This is a genomic window from Vibrio gazogenes, from assembly GCF_023920225.1.
Lineage (GTDB): Bacteria > Pseudomonadota > Gammaproteobacteria > Enterobacterales > Vibrionaceae > Vibrio > Vibrio gazogenes.
This window is the reverse complement of record NZ_CP092587.1, coordinates 261,313-280,827: the sequence shown is the minus strand read 5'-3', so window position 1 is coordinate 280,827 and position 19,515 is coordinate 261,313. Positions and strand designations below refer to the sequence as shown.

General features: G+C 46.8%; 18 protein-coding genes. 8 read left to right on the top strand and 10 right to left on the bottom strand.

Translation table 11 applies throughout. The features are described from left to right. Positions 1 to 32 precede the first annotated feature (32 nt). The 3 genes from MKS89_RS01235 to argC all read right to left on the bottom strand — a co-directional run bounded on the left by MKS89_RS01235 (position 33) and on the right by argC (position 3,158). Entirely contained in the window at positions 33 to 1,250 is a 1,218-nt protein-coding gene (locus MKS89_RS01235; RefSeq protein WP_072959198.1) for an argininosuccinate synthase, read from the bottom strand. A 101-nt stretch (positions 1,251 to 1,351) separates the two neighbouring features. Next, complete coding sequence (gene argB / locus MKS89_RS01230) at positions 1,352 to 2,146, bottom strand: acetylglutamate kinase (protein ID WP_072959201.1); 795 nt, start codon at positions 2,144 to 2,146, stop codon at positions 1,352 to 1,354. Positions 2,147 to 2,153: 7 nt separating this feature from the next. After that, the gene (gene argC / locus MKS89_RS01225) at positions 2,154 to 3,158 is read right to left on the bottom strand and encodes an N-acetyl-gamma-glutamyl-phosphate reductase (protein WP_072959204.1); all 1,005 of its coding nucleotides are present in this window, start codon (positions 3,156 to 3,158) and stop codon (positions 2,154 to 2,156) included. A 247-nt stretch (positions 3,159 to 3,405) separates the two neighbouring features. Between argC and argE the strand changes: the two genes are divergently transcribed. The 3 genes from argE to MKS89_RS01210 all read left to right on the top strand — a co-directional run bounded on the left by argE (position 3,406) and on the right by MKS89_RS01210 (position 8,377). After that, positions 3,406 to 4,542, top strand: coding sequence for an acetylornithine deacetylase (gene argE / locus MKS89_RS01220; RefSeq protein WP_072959206.1), 1,137 nt, complete (start codon positions 3,406 to 3,408; stop codon positions 4,540 to 4,542). A gap of 296 nt (positions 4,543 to 4,838) precedes the next feature. Further along, the gene (ppc, locus tag MKS89_RS01215; protein ID WP_072959208.1) at positions 4,839 to 7,472 is read left to right on the top strand and encodes a phosphoenolpyruvate carboxylase; all 2,634 of its coding nucleotides are present in this window, start codon (positions 4,839 to 4,841) and stop codon (positions 7,470 to 7,472) included. A 365-nt stretch (positions 7,473 to 7,837) separates the two neighbouring features. Further along, positions 7,838 to 8,377: a PadR family transcriptional regulator gene (locus tag MKS89_RS01210; RefSeq protein WP_072959211.1), complete on the top strand. Its 540-nt coding sequence runs from the start codon at positions 7,838 to 7,840 to the stop codon at positions 8,375 to 8,377. Between the two features lie 153 nt (positions 8,378 to 8,530). Here the strand turns inward: MKS89_RS01210 and cysE are convergent, their stop codons facing one another. The 5 genes from cysE to epmA all read right to left on the bottom strand — a co-directional run bounded on the left by cysE (position 8,531) and on the right by epmA (position 12,732). After that, positions 8,531 to 9,355, bottom strand: coding sequence for a serine O-acetyltransferase (gene cysE, locus MKS89_RS01205; protein ID WP_072959214.1), 825 nt, complete (start codon positions 9,353 to 9,355; stop codon positions 8,531 to 8,533). 62 nt (positions 9,356 to 9,417) lie between these two features. Continuing rightward, on the bottom strand, positions 9,418 to 10,452 hold the full coding sequence (gpsA, locus tag MKS89_RS01200; RefSeq protein WP_370737055.1) for an NAD(P)H-dependent glycerol-3-phosphate dehydrogenase: 1,035 nt from the start codon (positions 10,450 to 10,452) through the stop codon (positions 9,418 to 9,420). A gap of 143 nt (positions 10,453 to 10,595) precedes the next feature. Further along, on the bottom strand, positions 10,596 to 11,072 hold the full coding sequence (gene secB / locus MKS89_RS01195) for a protein-export chaperone SecB (RefSeq protein ID WP_021019578.1): 477 nt from the start codon (positions 11,070 to 11,072) through the stop codon (positions 10,596 to 10,598). A 56-nt stretch (positions 11,073 to 11,128) separates the two neighbouring features. Further along, a complete protein-coding gene (locus MKS89_RS01190) occupies positions 11,129 to 11,563 on the bottom strand; it encodes a rhodanese-like domain-containing protein (protein WP_072959217.1) in 435 nt (144 codons plus the stop codon). 191 nt (positions 11,564 to 11,754) lie between these two features. Further along, entirely contained in the window at positions 11,755 to 12,732 is a 978-nt protein-coding gene (gene epmA, locus MKS89_RS01185; RefSeq protein ID WP_072959220.1) for an elongation factor P--(R)-beta-lysine ligase, read from the bottom strand. Between the two features lie 213 nt (positions 12,733 to 12,945). Between epmA and frdA the strand changes: the two genes are divergently transcribed. From frdA to frdD, 4 genes are read left to right on the top strand one after another with little or no spacing between them, the layout of a single operon-like run. Continuing rightward, a complete protein-coding gene (gene frdA, locus MKS89_RS01180) occupies positions 12,946 to 14,751 on the top strand; it encodes a fumarate reductase (quinol) flavoprotein subunit (protein ID WP_252518337.1) in 1,806 nt (601 codons plus the stop codon). A gap of 2 nt (positions 14,752 to 14,753) precedes the next feature. Beyond that, positions 14,754 to 15,494 (top strand): succinate dehydrogenase/fumarate reductase iron-sulfur subunit, encoded by a 741-nt coding sequence (locus MKS89_RS01175; RefSeq protein ID WP_077316259.1) that lies wholly within the window; start codon positions 14,754 to 14,756, stop codon positions 15,492 to 15,494. A gap of 5 nt (positions 15,495 to 15,499) precedes the next feature. After that, positions 15,500 to 15,883, top strand: a complete 384-nt coding sequence (frdC, locus tag MKS89_RS01170) for a fumarate reductase subunit FrdC (RefSeq protein ID WP_072960580.1) — start codon at positions 15,500 to 15,502, stop codon at positions 15,881 to 15,883. A 10-nt stretch (positions 15,884 to 15,893) separates the two neighbouring features. Next, positions 15,894 to 16,256: a fumarate reductase subunit FrdD gene (gene frdD, locus MKS89_RS01165; RefSeq protein WP_072960578.1), complete on the top strand. Its 363-nt coding sequence runs from the start codon at positions 15,894 to 15,896 to the stop codon at positions 16,254 to 16,256. Positions 16,257 to 16,360: 104 nt separating this feature from the next. Here frdD and efp read toward each other — a convergent pair whose 3' ends face one another. Then, a complete protein-coding gene (efp, locus tag MKS89_RS01160) occupies positions 16,361 to 16,927 on the bottom strand; it encodes an elongation factor P (protein ID WP_072960576.1) in 567 nt (188 codons plus the stop codon). A 34-nt stretch (positions 16,928 to 16,961) separates the two neighbouring features. Here efp and epmB point away from each other — a divergent pair, with 34 nt between their 5' ends. Further along, on the top strand, positions 16,962 to 17,984 hold the full coding sequence (epmB, locus tag MKS89_RS01155) for an EF-P beta-lysylation protein EpmB (protein ID WP_072960574.1): 1,023 nt from the start codon (positions 16,962 to 16,964) through the stop codon (positions 17,982 to 17,984). A 22-nt stretch (positions 17,985 to 18,006) separates the two neighbouring features. On the opposite strand, the gene MKS89_RS01150 is transcribed toward epmB, so the two are convergent. Then, entirely contained in the window at positions 18,007 to 19,470 is a 1,464-nt protein-coding gene (locus MKS89_RS01150; RefSeq protein WP_072960572.1) for an ATP-binding cassette domain-containing protein, read from the bottom strand. Positions 19,471 to 19,515: the final 45 nt, after the last annotated feature.

Genomic DNA, 19,515 nt, shown 5'->3' with positions numbered 1-19,515 from the left:
TCCTCCTTTTTATTGCACGCCAACGTTGCTAGTTATTTTTGTTTTGCTGCATTCAGCGATCTGATGCGACTTGACAGAGAGTATAGACGGATAAATCCACCTGCGTGACTCTGGTCATAGACGTCATCGGCACCAAAGGTCGCAAACTCTTCTGAATACAGGCTGTTTGGAGAGCGCTTCTGAATCGCAGTTGCATGACCTTTGTACAGTTCAATCACAACATCACCATTAACGTCTTTTGCTAATGACTCGGCTGCTGCAAACACCGACTTACGTAACGGCGTAAACCAACGACCATCATAAATCAGATGCGATGCTTTGATACCAATCTCTTCACGGAATTCGAACGCTGTTTTATCCAGCACCAGTTGCTCAACGGCACGCAGTGCTTCCATCATGATGGTGCCTCCCGGGGTTTCATAACAACCGCGAGATTTCATACCGACCAGACGGTTTTCAACGATATCGATCCGGCCGACACCGTGCTTAGCACCTTTCTCGTTCAGGCAAACCAGCACTTCATAAGGCGACATGGCTTGACCGTCAACGGCAACCACTTCACCATTTTCAATTTTCAGTGTTACGGTTTCCGCAGCATCCGGTGCTTTCTTCGGATCAACGGTCCATGCCCAGCAATCATCATTCGGCGCATTCCAAGTGCTCTCCAGCACACCACCTTCAGTCGAGATGTGCCATGCATTTGCATCACGCGAATAAATTTTAGTCAGCGATGCCGCACAAGGGATATTACGCTCAGCCAGATAATCCAAACACTCTTCACGGCTTTCCAGATCCCATTCACGCCATGGCGCAATCACATGAAGATCCGGTGCTAATGCAGAAAAGGCACCTTCGAAACGAACCTGATCATTCCCTTTCCCGGTACAGCCGTGCGCGAGTGCATCAGCTCCTACTTTACGTGCGACTTCAACCTGAGCCTTAGCAATGACCGGACGAGCCATTGAAGTACCGAGCAGATACTTCCCTTCGTAGTACGCGCCGGTTTTCAGACTTGGGTAGATATATTCCGCAACAAATTCATCTTTCAGGTCAACCACATGACATTCAGATGCACCGGAAGCAATCGCTTTCTCTTCGATGCCGACCAGCTCCTCGGCACCTTGACCAACATCAGCAACAAATGCGACCACTTCACAACCATAGTTTTCTTTTAACCATGGGATAATGACTGACGTATCCAGACCGCCAGAGTATGCAACAACAACTTTGTTAACTTGAACCTTACTCATAAATCTCTTCTCCAATATCTCAGCTCTGCACATGGCGGTCAGCGCCAAGCGTTTCTACTCTGTAAAAAACCTATTGAAACAAAACAGTCTGTTGAATGAAACTATTTTGTTGTGGGATAAAAACTTGTTCCGACACTGTGTTGGTCACCCGAAAACAGATGAGCCAGCAATTCTGGTGTTCTCCAACCTGCAACCGTGATCGCACGCCCCAAATCATCAGCCGCTTCCAGTGCCGCTTTCACTTTAACAATCATACCATCGGTGATCACACCATCCGCGATAAGCTGATTGGCCTGATGTACGTCCAATTGAGGAATCAACTGTTTGTTCTCATCCAACACTCCACTCACATCGGAAAGCAGCACCAATTCAGCATGCAGTGTTTTGGCAACGGCAACGGCGGCATCATCAGCGTTCACATTCATCATTTGTCCGCTAACCGTCAGACCGATTGAACTAATAATCGGTACGCCACCCGCTTGCATGATCGCATTCACAATCGTTGGGTCACCGGCAGATGGTCGGCCGACAGCGCCGAGCGCCGGATCGAGTTCCTCAACCTGACACAATCCCGCATCCCCCAAACATAAGCCAACAGCTTTCAGGCCACTTTTGATCGCTTCGCCTTGTAACATTTTATTGGCTGTGCCGGCTAATGCACCAGTAATAAACGGTATTTGATCATAAGGTGTCACGCGAAGGCCATGCTTCTTGACTGTTGCGAATTGAAGCTTGGACATCAGTTCATCGACAAGATATCCCCCACCATGAACAATCACAATCGAACGACGCTGCTGATACTGTGCCACTGTCTCAAAAAGCTTCGCTAGTGTTTCGCTACTTCCCAGTACCGCACCACCAAGCTTAATTACAACCGGATGAGATAATTGTTCCATGTGTTCCTCAAATTAATGCGGTCAGTTCAGGGTAACCATAACGAATATTCAGACACTGCATTGCCTGACTGGAAGCCCCCTTCAACAAATTATCGATTGCTGAAATCACAATCACGTGCTCACCTTGCACTTTCCAGCCGATATCGCAGAATGGCGAGTTCACAACATGTTGTAATCGAGGCAGAGTCTCACCGCATAAACGTACCGCAGGCTTATCCGCATAAGCTTGTGTAAAGGCAGCACTCACATCCGCGGTCGAGACTCCCGGTTTCAGCTTCATGGTGATCGTTGCCAGAATGCCACGTTTAAAGTTACCCAGATGAGGGGTAAAAATCACATCACATCCTAAATGAGCAACAATTTCAGGTTGATGACGATGCGTAAATACACCGTAAGCCTGTAAACTTACTTCACAGAAACTATTGATCATGGTCGATTTGCGACCCGCACCAGATACACCACTCGTCGCATTAATCACCGGCCACTGTTGCGTATCCACCAGTTCAGAGACGAGCAAAGGCTTAATGCCAAGCTGTGCGGCAGTGGTATAACACCCGGCAACAGCGACAAGTTGACTGGACTGAATCGCCGCTTGATTCCATTCCGCCAGACCATACGCTGCCTGATCTAAATAGGCCTGATGCTGATGCTCAAAACCATAGAAATCCGTATAAAAATCGGGATGATTAACACGGTATGCACCAGACAAGTCAAACACCTGGCACTGATGCGCCAGAAAAATTGGCGCAAGGTCATGACTGACTTCATGTGCTGTCGCTAAAAAAACCACATCGGATTCCTGAGCGACTTGTTCCGGATCGAGCAATGCCTGAACCGGCATATCAATGCGCCCGGCCAGTTGTCCATGCAATTGAGCGATGGGTTTTCCGGCATCTACACTATTGGCGGAAACATACAAACCTGATAGCGTTAGCTCAGGATGTTGATGAACCATCAGGGCAAGCTCTGCACCTGTGTATCCACTGGCTCCGATAATGGTTGTTTTTAACATATCCCTGCATCCAATTTTTTGACTGTATCTTTGAGTGAAACGCGTTATCTTTTAATGCAACGGTTGGGTGTTTGATTCAACACTTGAACATCAGTTCAAACACGCACGTACTGGTTAAATACCAAACGAAAAATGATTATTAATATGCTGTTTTTCGCTTATTTATGGTTTTTTATTCAAAAAAAATGATTTAATATGCTTTTTACCCTCTCAGCCTAACTCTGTCAATAGCAGGAGCAAAGATTCTATGCAATTCCCTAAATTCAAGGCGGTTTATCAAGACCTCATTTCAACGTCTTCCATCAGCTCGACAGATCCAAACTGGGATGAAGGCAATGAAGCCGTGATTGCGAAGCTTTCAGACTGGCTGAGCACCTTAGGTTTCTCCGTACAAATCGACACCGTCGCCCCTCATAAGCACAACCTTATCGCAAAAAAAGGAGATGGTGAGGGAGGGCTGCTATTATCCGGTCATAGTGACACCGTCCCCTTCGATGAAGGTCAGTGGAATTTCAATCCTCACGAACTGACCGAGTCAAACCAACGTTTTTACGGTCTGGGTACCGCAGATATGAAAGGATTCTTTGCCTTTATTATAGAAGCGGTGCAAAAAGTTGACTGGCAGAAACAAACCAAGCCACTTTACGTGCTGGCAACCTGTGATGAAGAAACCACCATGATGGGCGCGCGCCATTTTACCGAGAGTGCTCCCTTTAAACCGGACTACTGTATCATCGGTGAACCCACCAGCCTTATCCCGGTCTATGCGCATAAAGGCCATGTAGCCAATGCAATCCGTGTGACGGGTAAATCAGGGCATTCATCAAATCCGGCGTTGGGAGTGAATGCGATTGAAATCATGCATGAGATCCTGTTTACCCTGATGCAAGTCCGGGAGCGGCTGATCAAAACCTATCATCATCCGGGGTTTGAAGTACCGACACCAACGCTCAATCTGGGGCATATTCATGGTGGAGACAGTGCGAATCGGATCTGTGGCTGTTGTGAACTGCACTATGATGTCAGACCGCTCCCGGGGATGAGTCTCGAAGGGCTTGATCATCTGCTGCGCGAGTCGCTTCAGGAACTGGAAGCCAAATGGCCCGGGCGCATCGAAATGAAACCATTGCATGATTCAATTCCCGGGTATGAGTGTCAGAAAGATCATCCATTCGTCGAGCAAATTCATCAACTCAGCGGACGAGAAGCGGAGACGGTCAATTACTGTACCGAAGCGCCTTATCTGCAACAGCTCTGTCCAACGCTCGTGATGGGTCCGGGTTCAATCGATCAGGCCCACCAACCAGATGAATTTCTTGCTTTTGAGTACATCGATCCGACCATTGATCTACTGACCAAATCGATTTACAAATATTGTTTTTGAACATGCTGACATACTGACTGATCACAATGTATCGCATGCGTGATTCGATCCACATTATTTTGGCATAGGTCGCATATTGAAGCACATAAATGGCCTGAAACAGGATTAACCGTTCAGGCCATTCTGAAAGAAAGTTTCAACAAAAAACGCTTAAATTCCATTTATTATTTAATCTATTCGTATAGACAACAAACAGAATATTGTTAATCTATACGGAGTTTGACCGGAGAAAATCCACGATATAGCAAGATCAAACAAGAACATTGGATGTAGTTTTTTTTCAAGGCAGGATGACAATGAACGAAAAATATGCAGCGCTAAAAAGCAACGTAAGCATGCTCGGCAGATTGCTCGGGAAGACCATACTCGATGCCGATGGCAGCGTTATTTTAGAAAAAGTAGAGACGATACGGAAACTCTCGAAATCCCTCAAAGACGGTCACCCATCGGATCGGGACACTCTGGTCGAAGAGATCAAGAGTCTATCTGATGATCAGATTACCCCGGTCGCCCGGGCATTTAACCAGTTTTTGAATTTAACGAATATTGCCGAACAATATCATACGATTTCTCGTCACTGTGACGCTCATATATGTACGCCTGACGCAATCAGCGAACTCTTTAACAAACTGACCGAGAAAAAGGTCAGTCGGCTGGACACCGCACAGGCGATTCGTGAATTGAACATCGAGCTGGTACTGACCGCTCACCCGACGGAAATTACCCGTCGCACCATGATCAACAAACTAGTCAAAATTAATCAGTGTCTGTCGAGTCTGGAACTCAGTGAACTGGCTCCCAAAGAACGCAACAAAGCAGAACGCCGCCTCGAACAGTTGATCGCTCAGTTCTGGCACTCGGATGTAATTCGTAAACAACGCCCGACCCCGATGGATGAAGCCAAATGGGGATTCGCAGTCGTTGAGAATTCACTCTGGGAAGCAGTACCTGAATTTCTGCGTGAACTGGATGATCGGCTGGAAGATTACTTGGGAGAAGGGCTACCGATAGATGCCCGTCCCGTCCACTTCTCTTCCTGGATGGGGGGAGACCGAGACGGCAACCCATTCGTCACGCACAAAATCACCCGCGAAGTGCTGTTACTTTCTCGTTGGAAAGCGGCAGATTTGTATCTGCGAGATGTCAATGAACTGATCAGCGAACTGTCGATGACCAAGTGTAACGATCAAGTTCGCAGCCTTGCTGGTGAAGAAGAACACGAACCTTATCGTGCTATTCTGAAAGGCATTCGTCAGTTATTGACCGAAACAATCAACATTCTCGGTGAAAAAATTCAGGGCCAACAACTGCTGGTAAAAGCGCCCCTGAGAAACGTCAGTCAACTATGGGAACCGCTGTATGCCTGTTATCAGTCATTACATGAATGTGGTATGGGCTCAATTGCCGATGGTTCCCTGTTAGATACACTGCGCCGTACGAAAGCATTCGGTGTCCATCTTGTGCGCCTCGACATTCGTCAGGAGAGCACCCGCCATTCGGATGTATTGTCTGAACTGACTCGCTATTTGGGCTTAGGCGATTATGAACAATGGAGCGAACAGGATAAAGTTGCTTTCCTCACCAATGAATTAAGTTCTAAACGCCCACTGATTCCCCGGGACTGGGAGCCATCAGAACCCGTTCAGGAAGTGCTCGATACTTGCCGGATCATTGCAGCGAACCCGAAAGAAGCATTTGGTGCCTACGTGATTTCAATGGCCAGAACAGCCTCTGATGTACTCGCGGTTCATTTGCTACTTCAGGAATCCGGTTGCCCTTACCGTATGGATGTATGTCCACTGTTCGAAACTTTAGACGATCTCAATCGTTCAGAGTCCGTCATCCGTCAGCTGATGGGGATCGATATCTATCGAGGCTTTATCCAGAATCATCAGATGGTGATGATCGGATATTCAGATTCCGCCAAAGATGCCGGTGTCATGTCCGCAGGCTGGGCACAATACAGTGCCATGGAATCTTTAGTGAAGGTCAGCGAAGAGGAAGGTATCGAACTGACCTTGTTCCACGGCCGCGGAGGAACACTGGGACGCGGCGGTGCACCAGCCCATGCGGCATTACTGTCACAACCACCGAAGAGTTTGAAAGGCGGCCTGCGCGTCACAGAACAGGGCGAAATGATTCGCTTCAAATTAGGATTGCCGGACGTCGCAATCAACAGTTTCAATCTCTATGCCAGTGCGATTCTGGAAGCAAACTTATTGCCGCCTCCGGAGCCAAAACAGGAATGGCGTGATTTAATGGACGTTTTATCTGAAGTCTCGTGTGAAGCTTACCGGAAAATTGTCCGGGGCGAGCCAGATTTCGTGCCCTATTTCAGACAAGCCACACCAGAGCTAGAACTGGGTAAACTGCCATTGGGCTCTCGTCCGGCCAAACGGAATCCAAATGGCGGTGTTGAAAGTCTCCGTGCCATTCCATGGATTTTCTCCTGGAGTCAAAACCGTCTGGTATTACCGGCTTGGCTCGGTGCGGGGGAAGCGATTCAATATTCGATAGATAAAGGACACCAGGCTCTCTTGGAAGAGATGTGTCGTGAATGGCCATTTTTCTCAACCCGCTTGGGAATGCTGGAGATGGTGTATTCAAAATGTAATCTGGAGATTGCCCAGTATTACGATGAACGCCTTGTTGATGAGCATCTGAGAAAGCTGGGGCAACAGCTGCGGACACAACTGCAAGAAGATATTCAAACTGTCCTGAATGTCGAAAACAATGAAAACCTGATGCAGAGCGACCCGTGGGGGCAAGAATCCATTCGCCTTCGAAATATCTATGTGGAACCGTTGAATATGCTTCAGGCTGAATTGCTCTACAGAACACGCCAATATGATGCACCGCCCGCTGAACTCGAAGAAGCATTGATGGTCACCATTGCTGGTATTGCAGCAGGTATGCGTAACACTGGCTAACGCATCAAAATATTATTCTACACAAACCCCAAAAGGTCGCACATATGCGGCCTTTTATTCTGACAAAATCATTAATTGAGCTTTTTATCAGTTTTTTTGCATTTTTCCACACGTTTATTCTACTCTTTGCTTATTATTAGATATACTATTCAACCGCTGCAACATTCTCATAAAATAACAATGTAGCAGTCAGTTAAGTTGCATTAATTTACTATACTAACAATTAGGTGATGAACGGCTTTTAAGGTGACATATCCGGCAACTAATTTTAGGCCGGTGATTGTTTGGATGAATTTAAGATTGAGCCATAGAAAGCTCAGCAATATCCAAACCCATTGTGTTAATTAACCATTTGGATTAAAGACATGTCATTACCACACGTTATTCTTACTGTTTTAAGTACACGCGATGCGACGGGATACGATATTACAAAAGAGTTCTCTTCAAGTATCGGTTACTTTTGGAAAGCAAGTCACCAACAAGTTTATCGCGAACTAAATAAAATGGGTCAGCAGGGACTTGTCACTTGCGTATTGGAACCTCAGGAAGGAAAACCGGACCGTAAAGTTTATTCGATTACGGATGCCGGACGCCAAGCCCTGAGTCAATGGTTTGATCAACCGACGGCACATCCGACGGTTCGCGATGAGTTCAGTGCCAAGCTGATGGCTTGTTCTGTACAAGACGAGAAACCTTATCGCGAACAGCTGGTTGAGCTGATTGAGGAATCGAAGAAGTTTGTTGCGCACTATCAAGAAGTTGAAGCCGCTTACTATGCGAACCCAACGTCTCTGGATAAACAGCAAAAACTGGAGCGCTTAACGCTTCGCCGTAATCTTCTGGCTCGCCAAGCTTGGCTTGATTGGGCAGAAGAAACACTGGAAACATTAAACGAACTCGCTTAATACATTAACAGCGATACTCGTTGACAGTGACAAGGGATGCCATTGGCATCCCTTGTCGTTTTATTTGATGTATGGACATCAACGTTGACAGCCTCGGGTACATGACATTCCTTTAATTCCACCACCAAAGCCTATCTTTTCGGGATGACCTTTCTAGATACCATCCCCGCCAACAAACATCTGCGAATGACCATTGAACTGCTGATCCATATCCAGAGATGGCTTGTCAGTTTGCGGCCGACCGACAATTTTTGCAGGAATACCGGCAACGGTAGTATGCGGAGGCACCGCTTGTAAAACCACAGAACCAGAACCAATCTTGGCGCCTTTGCCGATGTCTATATTGCCCAAAATTTTGGCCCCGGCACCAATCATTACCCCTTCGCGAATTTTCGGATGTCGATCGCCACACTCTTTCCCGGTTCCGCCAAGCGTCACATCCTGTAGAATCGAGACATCATTTTCAACGACAGCGGTCTCACCAATCACGATACCGGTCGCGTGGTCCAACATAATTGCCCGCCCAATTCGAGCCGCGGGATGGATATCAACCTGACAAGCGACCGAAATTTGATGTTGCAGATAACCGGCCAGTGTTGTCCGACCTTGTTTCCAGAGCCAGTTGGCCACCCGATACCCTTGCAAAGCATGGAAACCTTTCAGATAGAGCAAAGGAATCGAATATTTATCGACGGCAGGGTCACGCGTCACTGTGGCACAAATATCACAAGCCGCCGATTCTGTAATACTCGAATCTGACTGAAAAGCCTCTTCAACAACTTCTCTGACAGCCATTGCCGGCATCGAAATCGTATGTAGTTTATTCGCCAGAATATAACTCAGAGCGGCAGACAAGCTATCATGTTTAATAATCGTCGCATGATAGAAACTCGCCAGCATCGGTTCTTGTTCCGTAATCTCCCGGGCTTCTTGAACAATGGTTTGCCACACAACCTTATGTTTTGCACATTGCGTCATTATCTGAGTTCTCTGTTGTTCTCTGTTCTGTATTTATTTCAGCGTCACAGCCTTAAGCTGGCTTAATGCTCAGCCTTCTTATCTCTTGAGAGTAAATCTCTCGCGGCAATTCGGGCATCTTTTCCTTGATAAAGGACCTGATAAACCTGATCGACAATCGGCATTTCGACGCCCATGCGCTGAGCCAATAGCCAGACCTCTTTGGTGTTACGATAACCTTCAACCACTTGGCCAATCTCTCGCTGTGCCGTATCAACTGACTGCCCTTGCCCAAGCGCTAAACCAAAGCGCCGGTTTCTCGACTGATTATCGGTACAGGTTAGCACTAAATCACCTAATCCAGCCATGCCCATAAATGTCTCCGGTGCCGCCCCCAGTGTGACCCCTAATCGGCTCATTTCTGCCAGACCACGGGTTATCAATGCGGTTCGGGCATTCGCACCAAATCCCATCCCATCAGAGATACCGGCACCAATCGCAATCACATTCTTCACTGCACCACCGAGCTGTAATCCGATGAAATCCGAATTGGCATAAACACGAAATGTCTTACTGCAGTGAATCTGGTCTTGTAAATCAGCAACAAACTGACTGTCGGTAGAAGCAACTGATATCGCTGTCGGCATTCCCATCGCCAGCTCTTTGGCAAATGTCGGTCCCGAAATCACGGCTAAAGCGTGCTGATCACCGACAATATCATGCGCCACATCTTGTAACAGACGTCCGGTTTCAGGCTCTAGACCTTTAGTTGCCCAACAGATTCGGCTATCTGCTCTGAGATATGGCTGGATCCGTTGCAGGACTTCACCAAAAACATGGCTGGGAACAACGATCAATAGATCCCGCGATGCCTGAACGGCAGCTTTTAAATCTGAAGTCACGATTAATGCTTCAGGAAAGGGAATATCCGGTAAAAAGGCGCGGTTTTCCCGATCCGATTCCAATTGCTGCATATGTTGCGGATCGTGTCCCCAGATTAAAATATTCGCGCCATTCCGAGCCAGAGATATGGCAAGAGATGTTCCATAAGAACCCGCGCCAATGACCGTCATCGCGATTGAGTTCCGGGTAATCAAATCGGTATGTGAAGTCACAATATTCTGTCCATTCAGTTCAACATGCACTATTGATGTTTATGTTATACAAAAGATATACAAAAAATGCACATAACACCTTACTGATGTCGTGTGCATTTTATTAGGTAGCTACCAAAATACTGCTAACGGGTCAAACGACACCCTTAAGAAGCGTTCTCTGGCTGAGCTTCCTCAGATGCTTGCTGTTGTAAATAGTTCATAAACAATGCATCAAAATTAACCGGTGCCAGATTCAGTTGTGGGAATGTTCCTTTCACAACCAGGCTAGAAATAGTTTCACGCGCATAAGGGAAAAGAATATTCGGGCAAAATGCACCTAAACAATGCGCTAGTTGACCCGGTTCCATTTGCTCGGCAGAGAAGATCCCCGCTTGCTGAACTTCACATAAAAATGCAGTTTCATCTTCATTTTTTACGGTCACAGTCAGACGCAAAATGACTTCATAAATGCCGTCACCCAGTTCTCTGTTTTGCGTATCGAGATCCAGATTGACGTTCGGATTCCAGTCTTTCTGAAAAATAACCGGGGAGTTAGGAGCTTCAAAAGAGACATCTTTCAAATAGATGCGCTGGATTGCAAAGTTCTGCTGAGGTTCTTGCTGTTGCGCTGCTTCAGACATGATATTTTCCTTATTGATTCATAATCACCAAAGAATTTCATTCCTTGAGGATTGTACTATTTTTTACCACGAACAAGAGGAAGATTGGCTTCATTCCAGGCAACAAGACCATTTTTCAATAGACTAACCTTTTCAAAACCAGCTTTGGCCAACAACGTGGCACTCTCCTGTGCAATTTGTCCTGTTTTACATACGACAATGATGGGGGTAGATTTACGGTTTTCAAGGGAACCATAAGATCCGGACTTAATTTCTGAAGGTAACAAGTTCACCGACTCGGTGATATGCCCTTGTCTGAACTCGTCATTAGAACGAAGATCAACCACGACACCATCTTCTTTATTGATCAGATGCGTTAATTCGTTCACCGAAATCGTCTGATATTTAGCTGTGGATGATTTAAAAATATTCAGGATAAGTGCAACTAAGATACCTACCCACGCCAGCGAAAGAATCATATTCTGCTGGAAAAACTCAATATACTCCTGCATGTCCTGTCTCTTATATTGCAGTTCAAAAACAGATTGGGAGTATAACGATGTTATTCCGAAGACGCGAGTGATTCACATCATAAACCGAAAGAGCGGCAAACTTTACACACTAAGAATGACTCACGCAAATCGACTTTAACGACATAATCAGCACCTTGATGCTGACGATGTCCTTACACGTTTAACTCGCTTTAAGCATTCGGAAAAGGAAACGCGATCACATCCTGTATATGAGCCTGTCCGAGAGCCAGCATCACTAACCGATCAATCCCCAATGCAACACCGGCACAATGGGGCAAACCAGCTTCAAGCGCCTGAATCAGGTGATAATCAATCGGCTGTTGTTCCAACCCCATTTGCAGCCTTTTCTCATTGTCAGCTTCAAAACGGCGCAGTTGTTCTTGCGGATCATCGAGTTCATGAAAACCATTCGCTAATTCAATGCCTTTGAAATAAACTTCAAACCGCTCAGCGACCCGATGATCATCAGCACTCACCCGCGCAAGCGCTGCCTGAGAGGCCGGGAAATCATAAACAAATACCGGAGCCGTCTGACCAATCGCCGGTTCCACCACCATACTAAACAGTAATTGCAAAAGCGTATCCCGATCTTGCTCATGTTCAGCAATATCAGCAAATCCAAAATGCTGAGCCTTCATTCGCAGTTCATCCATCTCGCACGATAAAGGACAGACACCGACATGCTCGGAAAAAGCTTGCTGATAAGTGATGCGCTGCGCAGACGGACACATCAATATGCCTTGCAGTAAATCATCCATTTCATCCATCAACTGATGATGATCAAAGTCGACTCGATACCATTCCAGTAAAGTAAATTCAGGATTGTGATAGCGACCGCTCTCTTCATTTCTGAATGCTTTACAAAGCTGGAAAATCGAACCGGAACCTGCGGCAAGCAAACGTTTCATATGAAACTCAGGACTTGTCATAAGATACACCGCTCGACCGGAGGCAAAATCAGGTCCGAAAAACTGACTTTTGAAGGTTTGTAAATGAACATCAGTGACGGTCGCAAGGCTCATTGAGGGTGTTTCCACTTCCAAAACACCTCTTTCGGTCAAAAAACACCGGATAGCATTCATAAATCGAGAACGCTCTCGCAGGTGAGACATTGAAATCGTTGGTTTCCAAGATAGGTGACTCGGCATGAAAAGTTGGGTTCCTTACACAATAAAATCTAAAACGTGAAAGCAATCACACATGGGGTAATTATATCGATGATAAAGCATCATATTCGATTAAAAACCTAACGAAATCAATTTTTTCAGCATATGACTTCAATTAGACTAGAAAAACCCTAAAAGCACTATGTTTTTAGATAATAAGCGGGATTCCCGCAAATCACTCACTGGAGGATAACTGTGCAAACACTTACCACAGATATCGCGGTCATCGGCGCTGGTGGCGCTGGTCTTCGTACTGCGATTGCTGCCGCAGAAGCCAACCCTAATTTACAGGTGGCTCTGATTTCAAAAGTATATCCTATGCGTTCACATACGGTTGCCGCAGAAGGAGGCTCCGCAGCAGTTATCAAGGATGAGGATAGCTTAGATAACCATTTCAACGACACTGTCGGTGGTGGGGACTGGCTTTGTGAACAGGATGTCGTGGAGTATTTTGTCGAAAACTCAACCCGGGAAATGATCCAGATGGAGCAATGGGGCTGCCCCTGGAGCCGGAAAGAAAATGGTGAAGTCAACGTCCGCCGTTTCGGTGGCATGAAGGTTGAGAGAACTTGGTTTGCCGCAGATAAAACCGGTTTTCATATGCTGCATACCCTATTTCAAACATCCATGAAATATCCACAAATCAAACGCTTTGACGAATACTTCGTGGTTGATCTGTTGGTGGACGACGGTCAGGTGCAAGGTTTGATTGCCATTCATATGGCAGAAGGTGAACTGGTCACGATTAAAGCAAAATCCGTCGTTCTGGCGACTGGTGGTGCAGGCCGTGTTTATCAATGTAATACCAATGGTGGCATTGTAACCGGTGATGGTATGGGAATGGCCTATCGTCACGGTGTGCCACTTCGCGATATGGAGTTTGTCCAGTACCATCCGACAGGTCTGCCCGGTACAGGGATCCTGATGACCGAAGGGTGTCGGGGTGAAGGCGGTATTATCGTCAATAAAAACGGCTACCGTTACCTGCAAGATTACGGTATGGGCCCGGAAACACCGGTCGGCCAACCGAAAAACAAATATATGGAACTCGGTCCGCGTGACAAAGTTTCTCAGGCTTTCTGGCACGAACAGCAAAAAGGCAACACCATCCCACATCCACTCGGCGATGTCGTCCATTTGGATCTGCGTCATCTGGGCGAGGAATACCTGCATGAGCGTCTGCCATTTATTTGTGAGCTGGCAAAAGCTTACGTGAACGTCGATCCGGTCAAAGAGCCAATCCCAATTCGTCCGACGGTGCACTACACCATGGGTGGGATTGAAACCAATGGTCAATGTGAAACTCGGATCCAAGGCTTATTTGCTGTCGGTGAATGTTCATCTGTCGGTCTGCACGGCGCGAACCGTCTCGGCTCCAACTCACTGGCTGAATTGGTTGTATTTGGTCGTGTTGCCGGTGAACACGCCGTCAAACGAGTTGAAACATTCAAAGGCTGGAATGATCAAGCCATTGAAGCGCAGGTCAAAGCGGTTGAACAACACCTTCAATCTCTGATGGATCAGGAAGGTGATGAAAACTGGGCCGATATCCGCACTGAAATGGGCAACGCCATGGAAGCCGGATGTGGGATCTATCGTCAGGAAGACCTGATGCAACAGACCGTTGATAAACTGGCTGAACTGAAAGAGCGTTATAAGAAAATCAGCATCAAAGACAAAGGCAAAGTCTTTAACACTGACCTACTGTACGCGATTGAGATCGGTCATAGTCTGGAAGTTGCCCAAGCAATGGTTCACTCAGCGATTCTCCGTAAAGAGTCCCGTGGTGCACACCAACGTCTTGATGACGGTTGTACCGAACGTGACGATGTCAACTTCCTCAAACACTCTCTGGCATTCTATCAAAAAGATGCAGCGCCTCGGATTGACTACAGCGATGTCACCATCACCAAGTCACAACCGAAAGCTCGTCTTTATGGTGCCGCGGCTGAGCAAGCCGCCGCAGCCGAAGAAGCCAAACAGCGCGCAGAGGAGAAATAATCATGGTCACCCAACGTATTCAAAAAGTGGACATTCTGCGTTATGACCCGGAAAAAGATGCTGAGCCTCACTTACAGTCCTTTGAAGTCCCTTTCAATGAAACCATGTCGATCCTCGACGCCATTTCATATGTGAAAGATCATCTGGACAAGGACCTCTCCTATCGTTGGTCTTGTCGGATGGCGATTTGTGGCTCTTGTGGCGTGATGGTCAACGGCGTACCGAAACTCGCCTGTAAAAGTTTTCTGCGTGACTACCCGAACGGCGTGAAGATCGAGCCATTGGCAAACTTCCCGATTGAAAAAGATCTGATTGTCGATATGACACCGTTCATCGAACGTCTGGAAGCCATTAAACCTTATATCATCGGTAATGATCGTAAACCGGAAGACGGTACCAACCTACAAACGCCAGAGCAAATGGCAAAATATAAACAGTTTGCCGGCTGTATCAACTGTGGTTTGTGTTATGCCGCCTGTCCGCAGTTCGGCCTCAATCCGGAATTTATCGGTCCGGCCGCACTGACATTGGCACATCGTTATAACCTCGACAGCCGTGACCATGGTCAGGCCGAGCGGATGAAACTGATCAATGGTGAAAATGGGGCCTGGGGTTGTACCTTCGTCGGTTACTGCTCTGAAGTGTGTCCGAAGAATGTCGATCCGGCAGCGGCGGTCAACCAAGGTAAAGTGGTATCATCCATGGACTTTGTCATCGCGATGTTGAAACCTCAGGAGGCATAAAAGAGATGAGTAATCGTAAGCCCTATATAAGAGAAGTGAAACGGACGTGGTGGAAAAGCAATCCGTTCTATCGCTTCTATATGGTTCGTGAAGCGACGGTCCTGCCGTTAATCGTGTTTACCCTCTTCCTCACTGTCGGTCTGGGATGTCTGGTGAAGGGGCCGGAAGCATGGCAATCATGGCTGAACTTTATGGCGAATCCAGTGGTCATCATCATCAATGTCATTGCGCTGATCGCCAGTTTGTTTCATGCCTATACCTTCTTTGGCATGATGCCGCAAGTGGTACCGATGCGACTGAAAGGCAAGTTAATCGATAAGAAAATTATCGTACTGAGCCAATGGGTTGCTGTTGCCGTGATTTCTGTTTTCGTGCTCATCATCGTTTAAGGAGGCTCATGTGATTAACCAAAATCCAAAACGTTCAGAAGAACCAATCTGGTGGAGCCTGTTTGGTGCCGGTGGCACATGGTTTGCCATGATTACCCCAATCACAATTTTTGTACTGGGGATCATGGGGCCGATGGGCATGCTTGATGCAGATGCCCTAAGCTATGACCGTGTTGCAGACTTTGCGACCAATATCATTGGTGCACTGTTTGTGATTGCAACCATTGCACTCCCGATATGGCACGCAATGCACCGTGTTCATCACGGCATGCATGACCTGAAAATCCATACCGGTGTGATGGGTAAAGTCGCCTGTTATGGCATTGCAGCGATCATTTCCGCGCTCGCTATCGTATTCATTTTTATGATTTAAACGATACTCACGTGCGATCAAAAAGGGCTGCCGATTCGGCAGCCCTTTTTTTATTTAAACCCACATGAAGCTGAAGCTCATCGCAACCTCATGCTAACGCCCGTTTATTTTACGCGGCTCACATATTCAGCGGTACGAGTGTCTACTTTGATCACTTCACCAATCTGAATAAACAGAGGCACACGAACAACCGCACCGGTCGATAGTGTTGCGGGTTTACCGCCTGTTCCTTGAGTGTCACCTTTTAGGCCCGGATCAGTCTCAGTCACTTCCAGCTCAACAAAGTTAGGTGGCGCAACAGCGATAGGGTTGCCATTCCACAGCGTCAGCATACATGCATTATTTTCAACTAACCATTTCGCATTGTCACCGATAGCTTTTGCATCAGCAGCAATTTGTTCGAATGTTTCGCTATTCATAAAGTGATAGAATTCGCCATCGGAATAGAGATAATCCAGATCGATATCCATGACATCTGCGACTTCTGCAGAATCTCCGGACTTAAAGGTTTTTTCCAACACTTTGCCGGAAAGCAATTTACGGATTTTAACGCGATTGAATGCCTGACCTTTACCTGGTTTTACATACTCGTTTTCGAGAATGACACAAGGCTCGTTATCGATCATAATCTTCAGACCGCCTTTAAACTCATTCGTGCTAACAGTAGCCATTATTTCCTCTTACTTATACTTCGAGTTAAATTCAATGCCGCACATAATAACCCGAAAAATTGAATCTGTTGAGCAAAACTGGCTCAAACAACTTGCGAATGCGATCTCAGATCCAGAGCAACTGCTCAGATATCTAGAAATTGATCCAACACCTTGGATGCAAGGATTTAAAGCTAGGAAGCTTTTTGCACAGCGGGTACCGCTTAGTTTTGTCGAGCGAATGGAAAAGGGGAATCCGTTTGATCCGCTGTTACGTCAAGTGCTGCCCCTCAGTCAGGAATTCGATGTTCTACCTGGATTTTCAACGGATCCACTAGCAGAACAGAACAATCAACACCCGGGGCTATTACACAAATATCAGAATCGGGTATTGCTGATTTTAAAAGGCGCATGTGCCATCAACTGTCGCTACTGTTTTCGCCGCCATTTTCCCTATCAGGACAACAAAGGCAATAAAACGGTCTGGCAAGAAAACTTAGATTACATCGCACAACACGCTGAATTGAATGAAGTGATTCTTTCCGGGGGCGACCCGCTTATGGCAAAAGACCATGAACTCAGTTGGTTGATCGAACAGATTGCTTTGATTCCACATATTCAGACATTGCGGTTTCATTCTCGTTTGCCGGTTGTGATCCCGGAACGAATCACCCCGGCATTGACTGAGCTACTCGCTCAAACCCGTTTGAATGTGGTTTTTGTCTCTCATATCAATCATGCCCATGAAATCAATACATCGCTCAGTCAGGCGATGACGTCTCTGCGTCAGGCCGGTGTCACTTTGCTCAATCAGGCGGTTCTGCTAAAGGGGATCAATGACTCGGTTGCAGCCCAGGTTGAACTGAGTGAAGCGCTGTTTCAGGCGGGCATTCTACCCTACTATCTGCATGTTCTGGATAAGGTTCAGGGGGCCGCACATTTCTTTGTTTCTGATCAGGATGCAAAAACAATTATGGCAGGTGTGATTGAGCAAGTATCCGGTTATCTCGTCCCCAGACTGACCCGGGAAATTGGCGGCCGCAGCAGCAAAACCCCACTGGACCTCCATTTAGAATAGCCTGAACATTGGCAATAAGATGTTATCCGGAGGACGGTTCCGCCCCCTCCGAGATACAGACTCGGTATCCCCCCTCTGGCGCTGTAACAAAATCCACATAATTACGAATTGCAGAGAGTCGATCTTCCTCATAGTGCGAGACATACAATAACTGCGTCATATTCAATTCAGCCAGACGGTTAAGCACAATCATCACCAAACGGCGGTTCAAGTAGTCCAACCCTTGATAGGGTTCATCGAGAATCAGTAAAACAGGCTGTTTGATTAACGCTCGCACGATTAACAGTAATCGCTGCTGTCCATAATCCAGTTGCTTGAATGTGTGCTTTTCATAATGACTCATTTCCAACACATCTAACCAATGTCGGGCCATCTGCACCTGCTTCGCTGACGGTTTTTCATAAAGACCGATCGAGTCAAAGAACCCCGATAGCAACACATCCAAAACAGAACAGTTCACCCGGTATTGCAGATGAAGCGCTGAAGAAACCACACCGATGTGGCGCTTAATATCCCAGATACTTTCACCACTACCGCGACGCATCCCCAGCACGGTAATATCGTTACAGTAACACTGAGGATGATCACCCAAAATCAGACCGAGCAAGGTGCTTTTACCACATCCGTTCGGACCACGAATCTGCCAATGTTGGTTCGCTTGAATCTGCCACGACAGATCCTGAAAAATCAGACCATCCGTATACTCAACCTTAACTTGATTCATCACCACTCTCGGGTTCGCCATCGTAGTGTCTGGCTCATATTGTCGGCTCAGTGCCAGCCATGCTTCCTGCTTGTTCTCTGTCAACGCCGCCAACTGTTCTAAAATCGGATGCTCGCGCCATTGCTCAATCGTCATGGTCTGAGTCAACTGCTTGTCATCAAACAAGGCAATATGGGTGAGACATTCGGGGAGTTCATCTTCTCTTGAAGTAATCACAACCAATTGCATTTCACCAGCCAGTTGATTCAGACAGTCGGTTAGCTGACGACGATGCGCTACATCTAACCCCGAATAAGGCTCATGCAAGATAAGTAGTTCCGGTTTTCCCGCTAATGCCCGAGCCAGCATTAAACGTCGTGTTTCACCGGTTGATAACTGGCGGAATCCCCGAGCCCTCAAATGGTTCAAATCGGTCAGTTCAAGCAAATATGCAAATTCATCTTCGGTGCATCCGGCGTCCCGTAACAGCATCTCGACCGTAGAGCCATAATCGATATGGTCCTGAAAATCAGTTTCATCTTTAGCGATTTCATCATCCAGTAACCGCTGCTGCTCCGACAGAGACACTAAGCCAACGCTTGCAGGTTTGCCTTCAATTGCCTGCTCACTTGCTGTCAGCGTACCGGAAAAAAGGCGAACTAAAAGTTCACTACTCTGCGCATGCGCAATAAATACTCCCCAATGCTGTGAAGGCTGAAGTTCCCAGTGGGAAATATTCAGCTGTTCCGTCGCATTCGCATAACTTAATCCTTGAATTAACATAGCCACACCATCGTCAGAAAGAAGATCAACATCCTATACCAGCTA

Excerpts from the sequence above, each read along its gene's own strand:
- MKS89_RS01235 (WP_072959198.1), bottom strand. The coding sequence starts at position 1,250 with ATGAGTAAGGTTCAAGTTAACAAAGTTGTTGTTGCATACTCTGGCGGT.
- argB (WP_072959201.1), bottom strand. The coding sequence starts at position 2,146 with ATGGAACAATTATCTCATCCGGTTGTAATTAAGCTTGGTGGTGCGGTA.
- argC (WP_072959204.1), bottom strand. The coding sequence starts at position 3,158 with ATGTTAAAAACAACCATTATCGGAGCCAGTGGATACACAGGTGCAGAG.
- argE (WP_072959206.1), top strand. The coding sequence starts at position 3,406 with ATGCAATTCCCTAAATTCAAGGCGGTTTATCAAGACCTCATTTCAACG.
- ppc (WP_072959208.1), top strand. The coding sequence starts at position 4,839 with ATGAACGAAAAATATGCAGCGCTAAAAAGCAACGTAAGCATGCTCGGC.
- MKS89_RS01210 (WP_072959211.1), top strand. The coding sequence starts at position 7,838 with ATGTCATTACCACACGTTATTCTTACTGTTTTAAGTACACGCGATGCG.
- cysE (WP_072959214.1), bottom strand. The coding sequence starts at position 9,355 with ATGACGCAATGTGCAAAACATAAGGTTGTGTGGCAAACCATTGTTCAA.
- secB (WP_021019578.1), bottom strand. The coding sequence starts at position 11,072 with ATGTCTGAAGCAGCGCAACAGCAAGAACCTCAGCAGAACTTTGCAATC.
- MKS89_RS01190 (WP_072959217.1), bottom strand. The coding sequence starts at position 11,563 with ATGCAGGAGTATATTGAGTTTTTCCAGCAGAATATGATTCTTTCGCTG.
- epmA (WP_072959220.1), bottom strand. The coding sequence starts at position 12,732 with ATGCCGAGTCACCTATCTTGGAAACCAACGATTTCAATGTCTCACCTG.
- MKS89_RS01175 (WP_077316259.1), top strand. The coding sequence starts at position 14,754 with ATGGTCACCCAACGTATTCAAAAAGTGGACATTCTGCGTTATGACCCG.
- frdC (WP_072960580.1), top strand. The coding sequence starts at position 15,500 with ATGAGTAATCGTAAGCCCTATATAAGAGAAGTGAAACGGACGTGGTGG.
- efp (WP_072960576.1), bottom strand. The coding sequence starts at position 16,927 with ATGGCTACTGTTAGCACGAATGAGTTTAAAGGCGGTCTGAAGATTATG.
- epmB (WP_072960574.1), top strand. The coding sequence starts at position 16,962 with ATGCCGCACATAATAACCCGAAAAATTGAATCTGTTGAGCAAAACTGG.
- MKS89_RS01150 (WP_072960572.1), bottom strand. The coding sequence starts at position 19,470 with ATGTTAATTCAAGGATTAAGTTATGCGAATGCGACGGAACAGCTGAAT.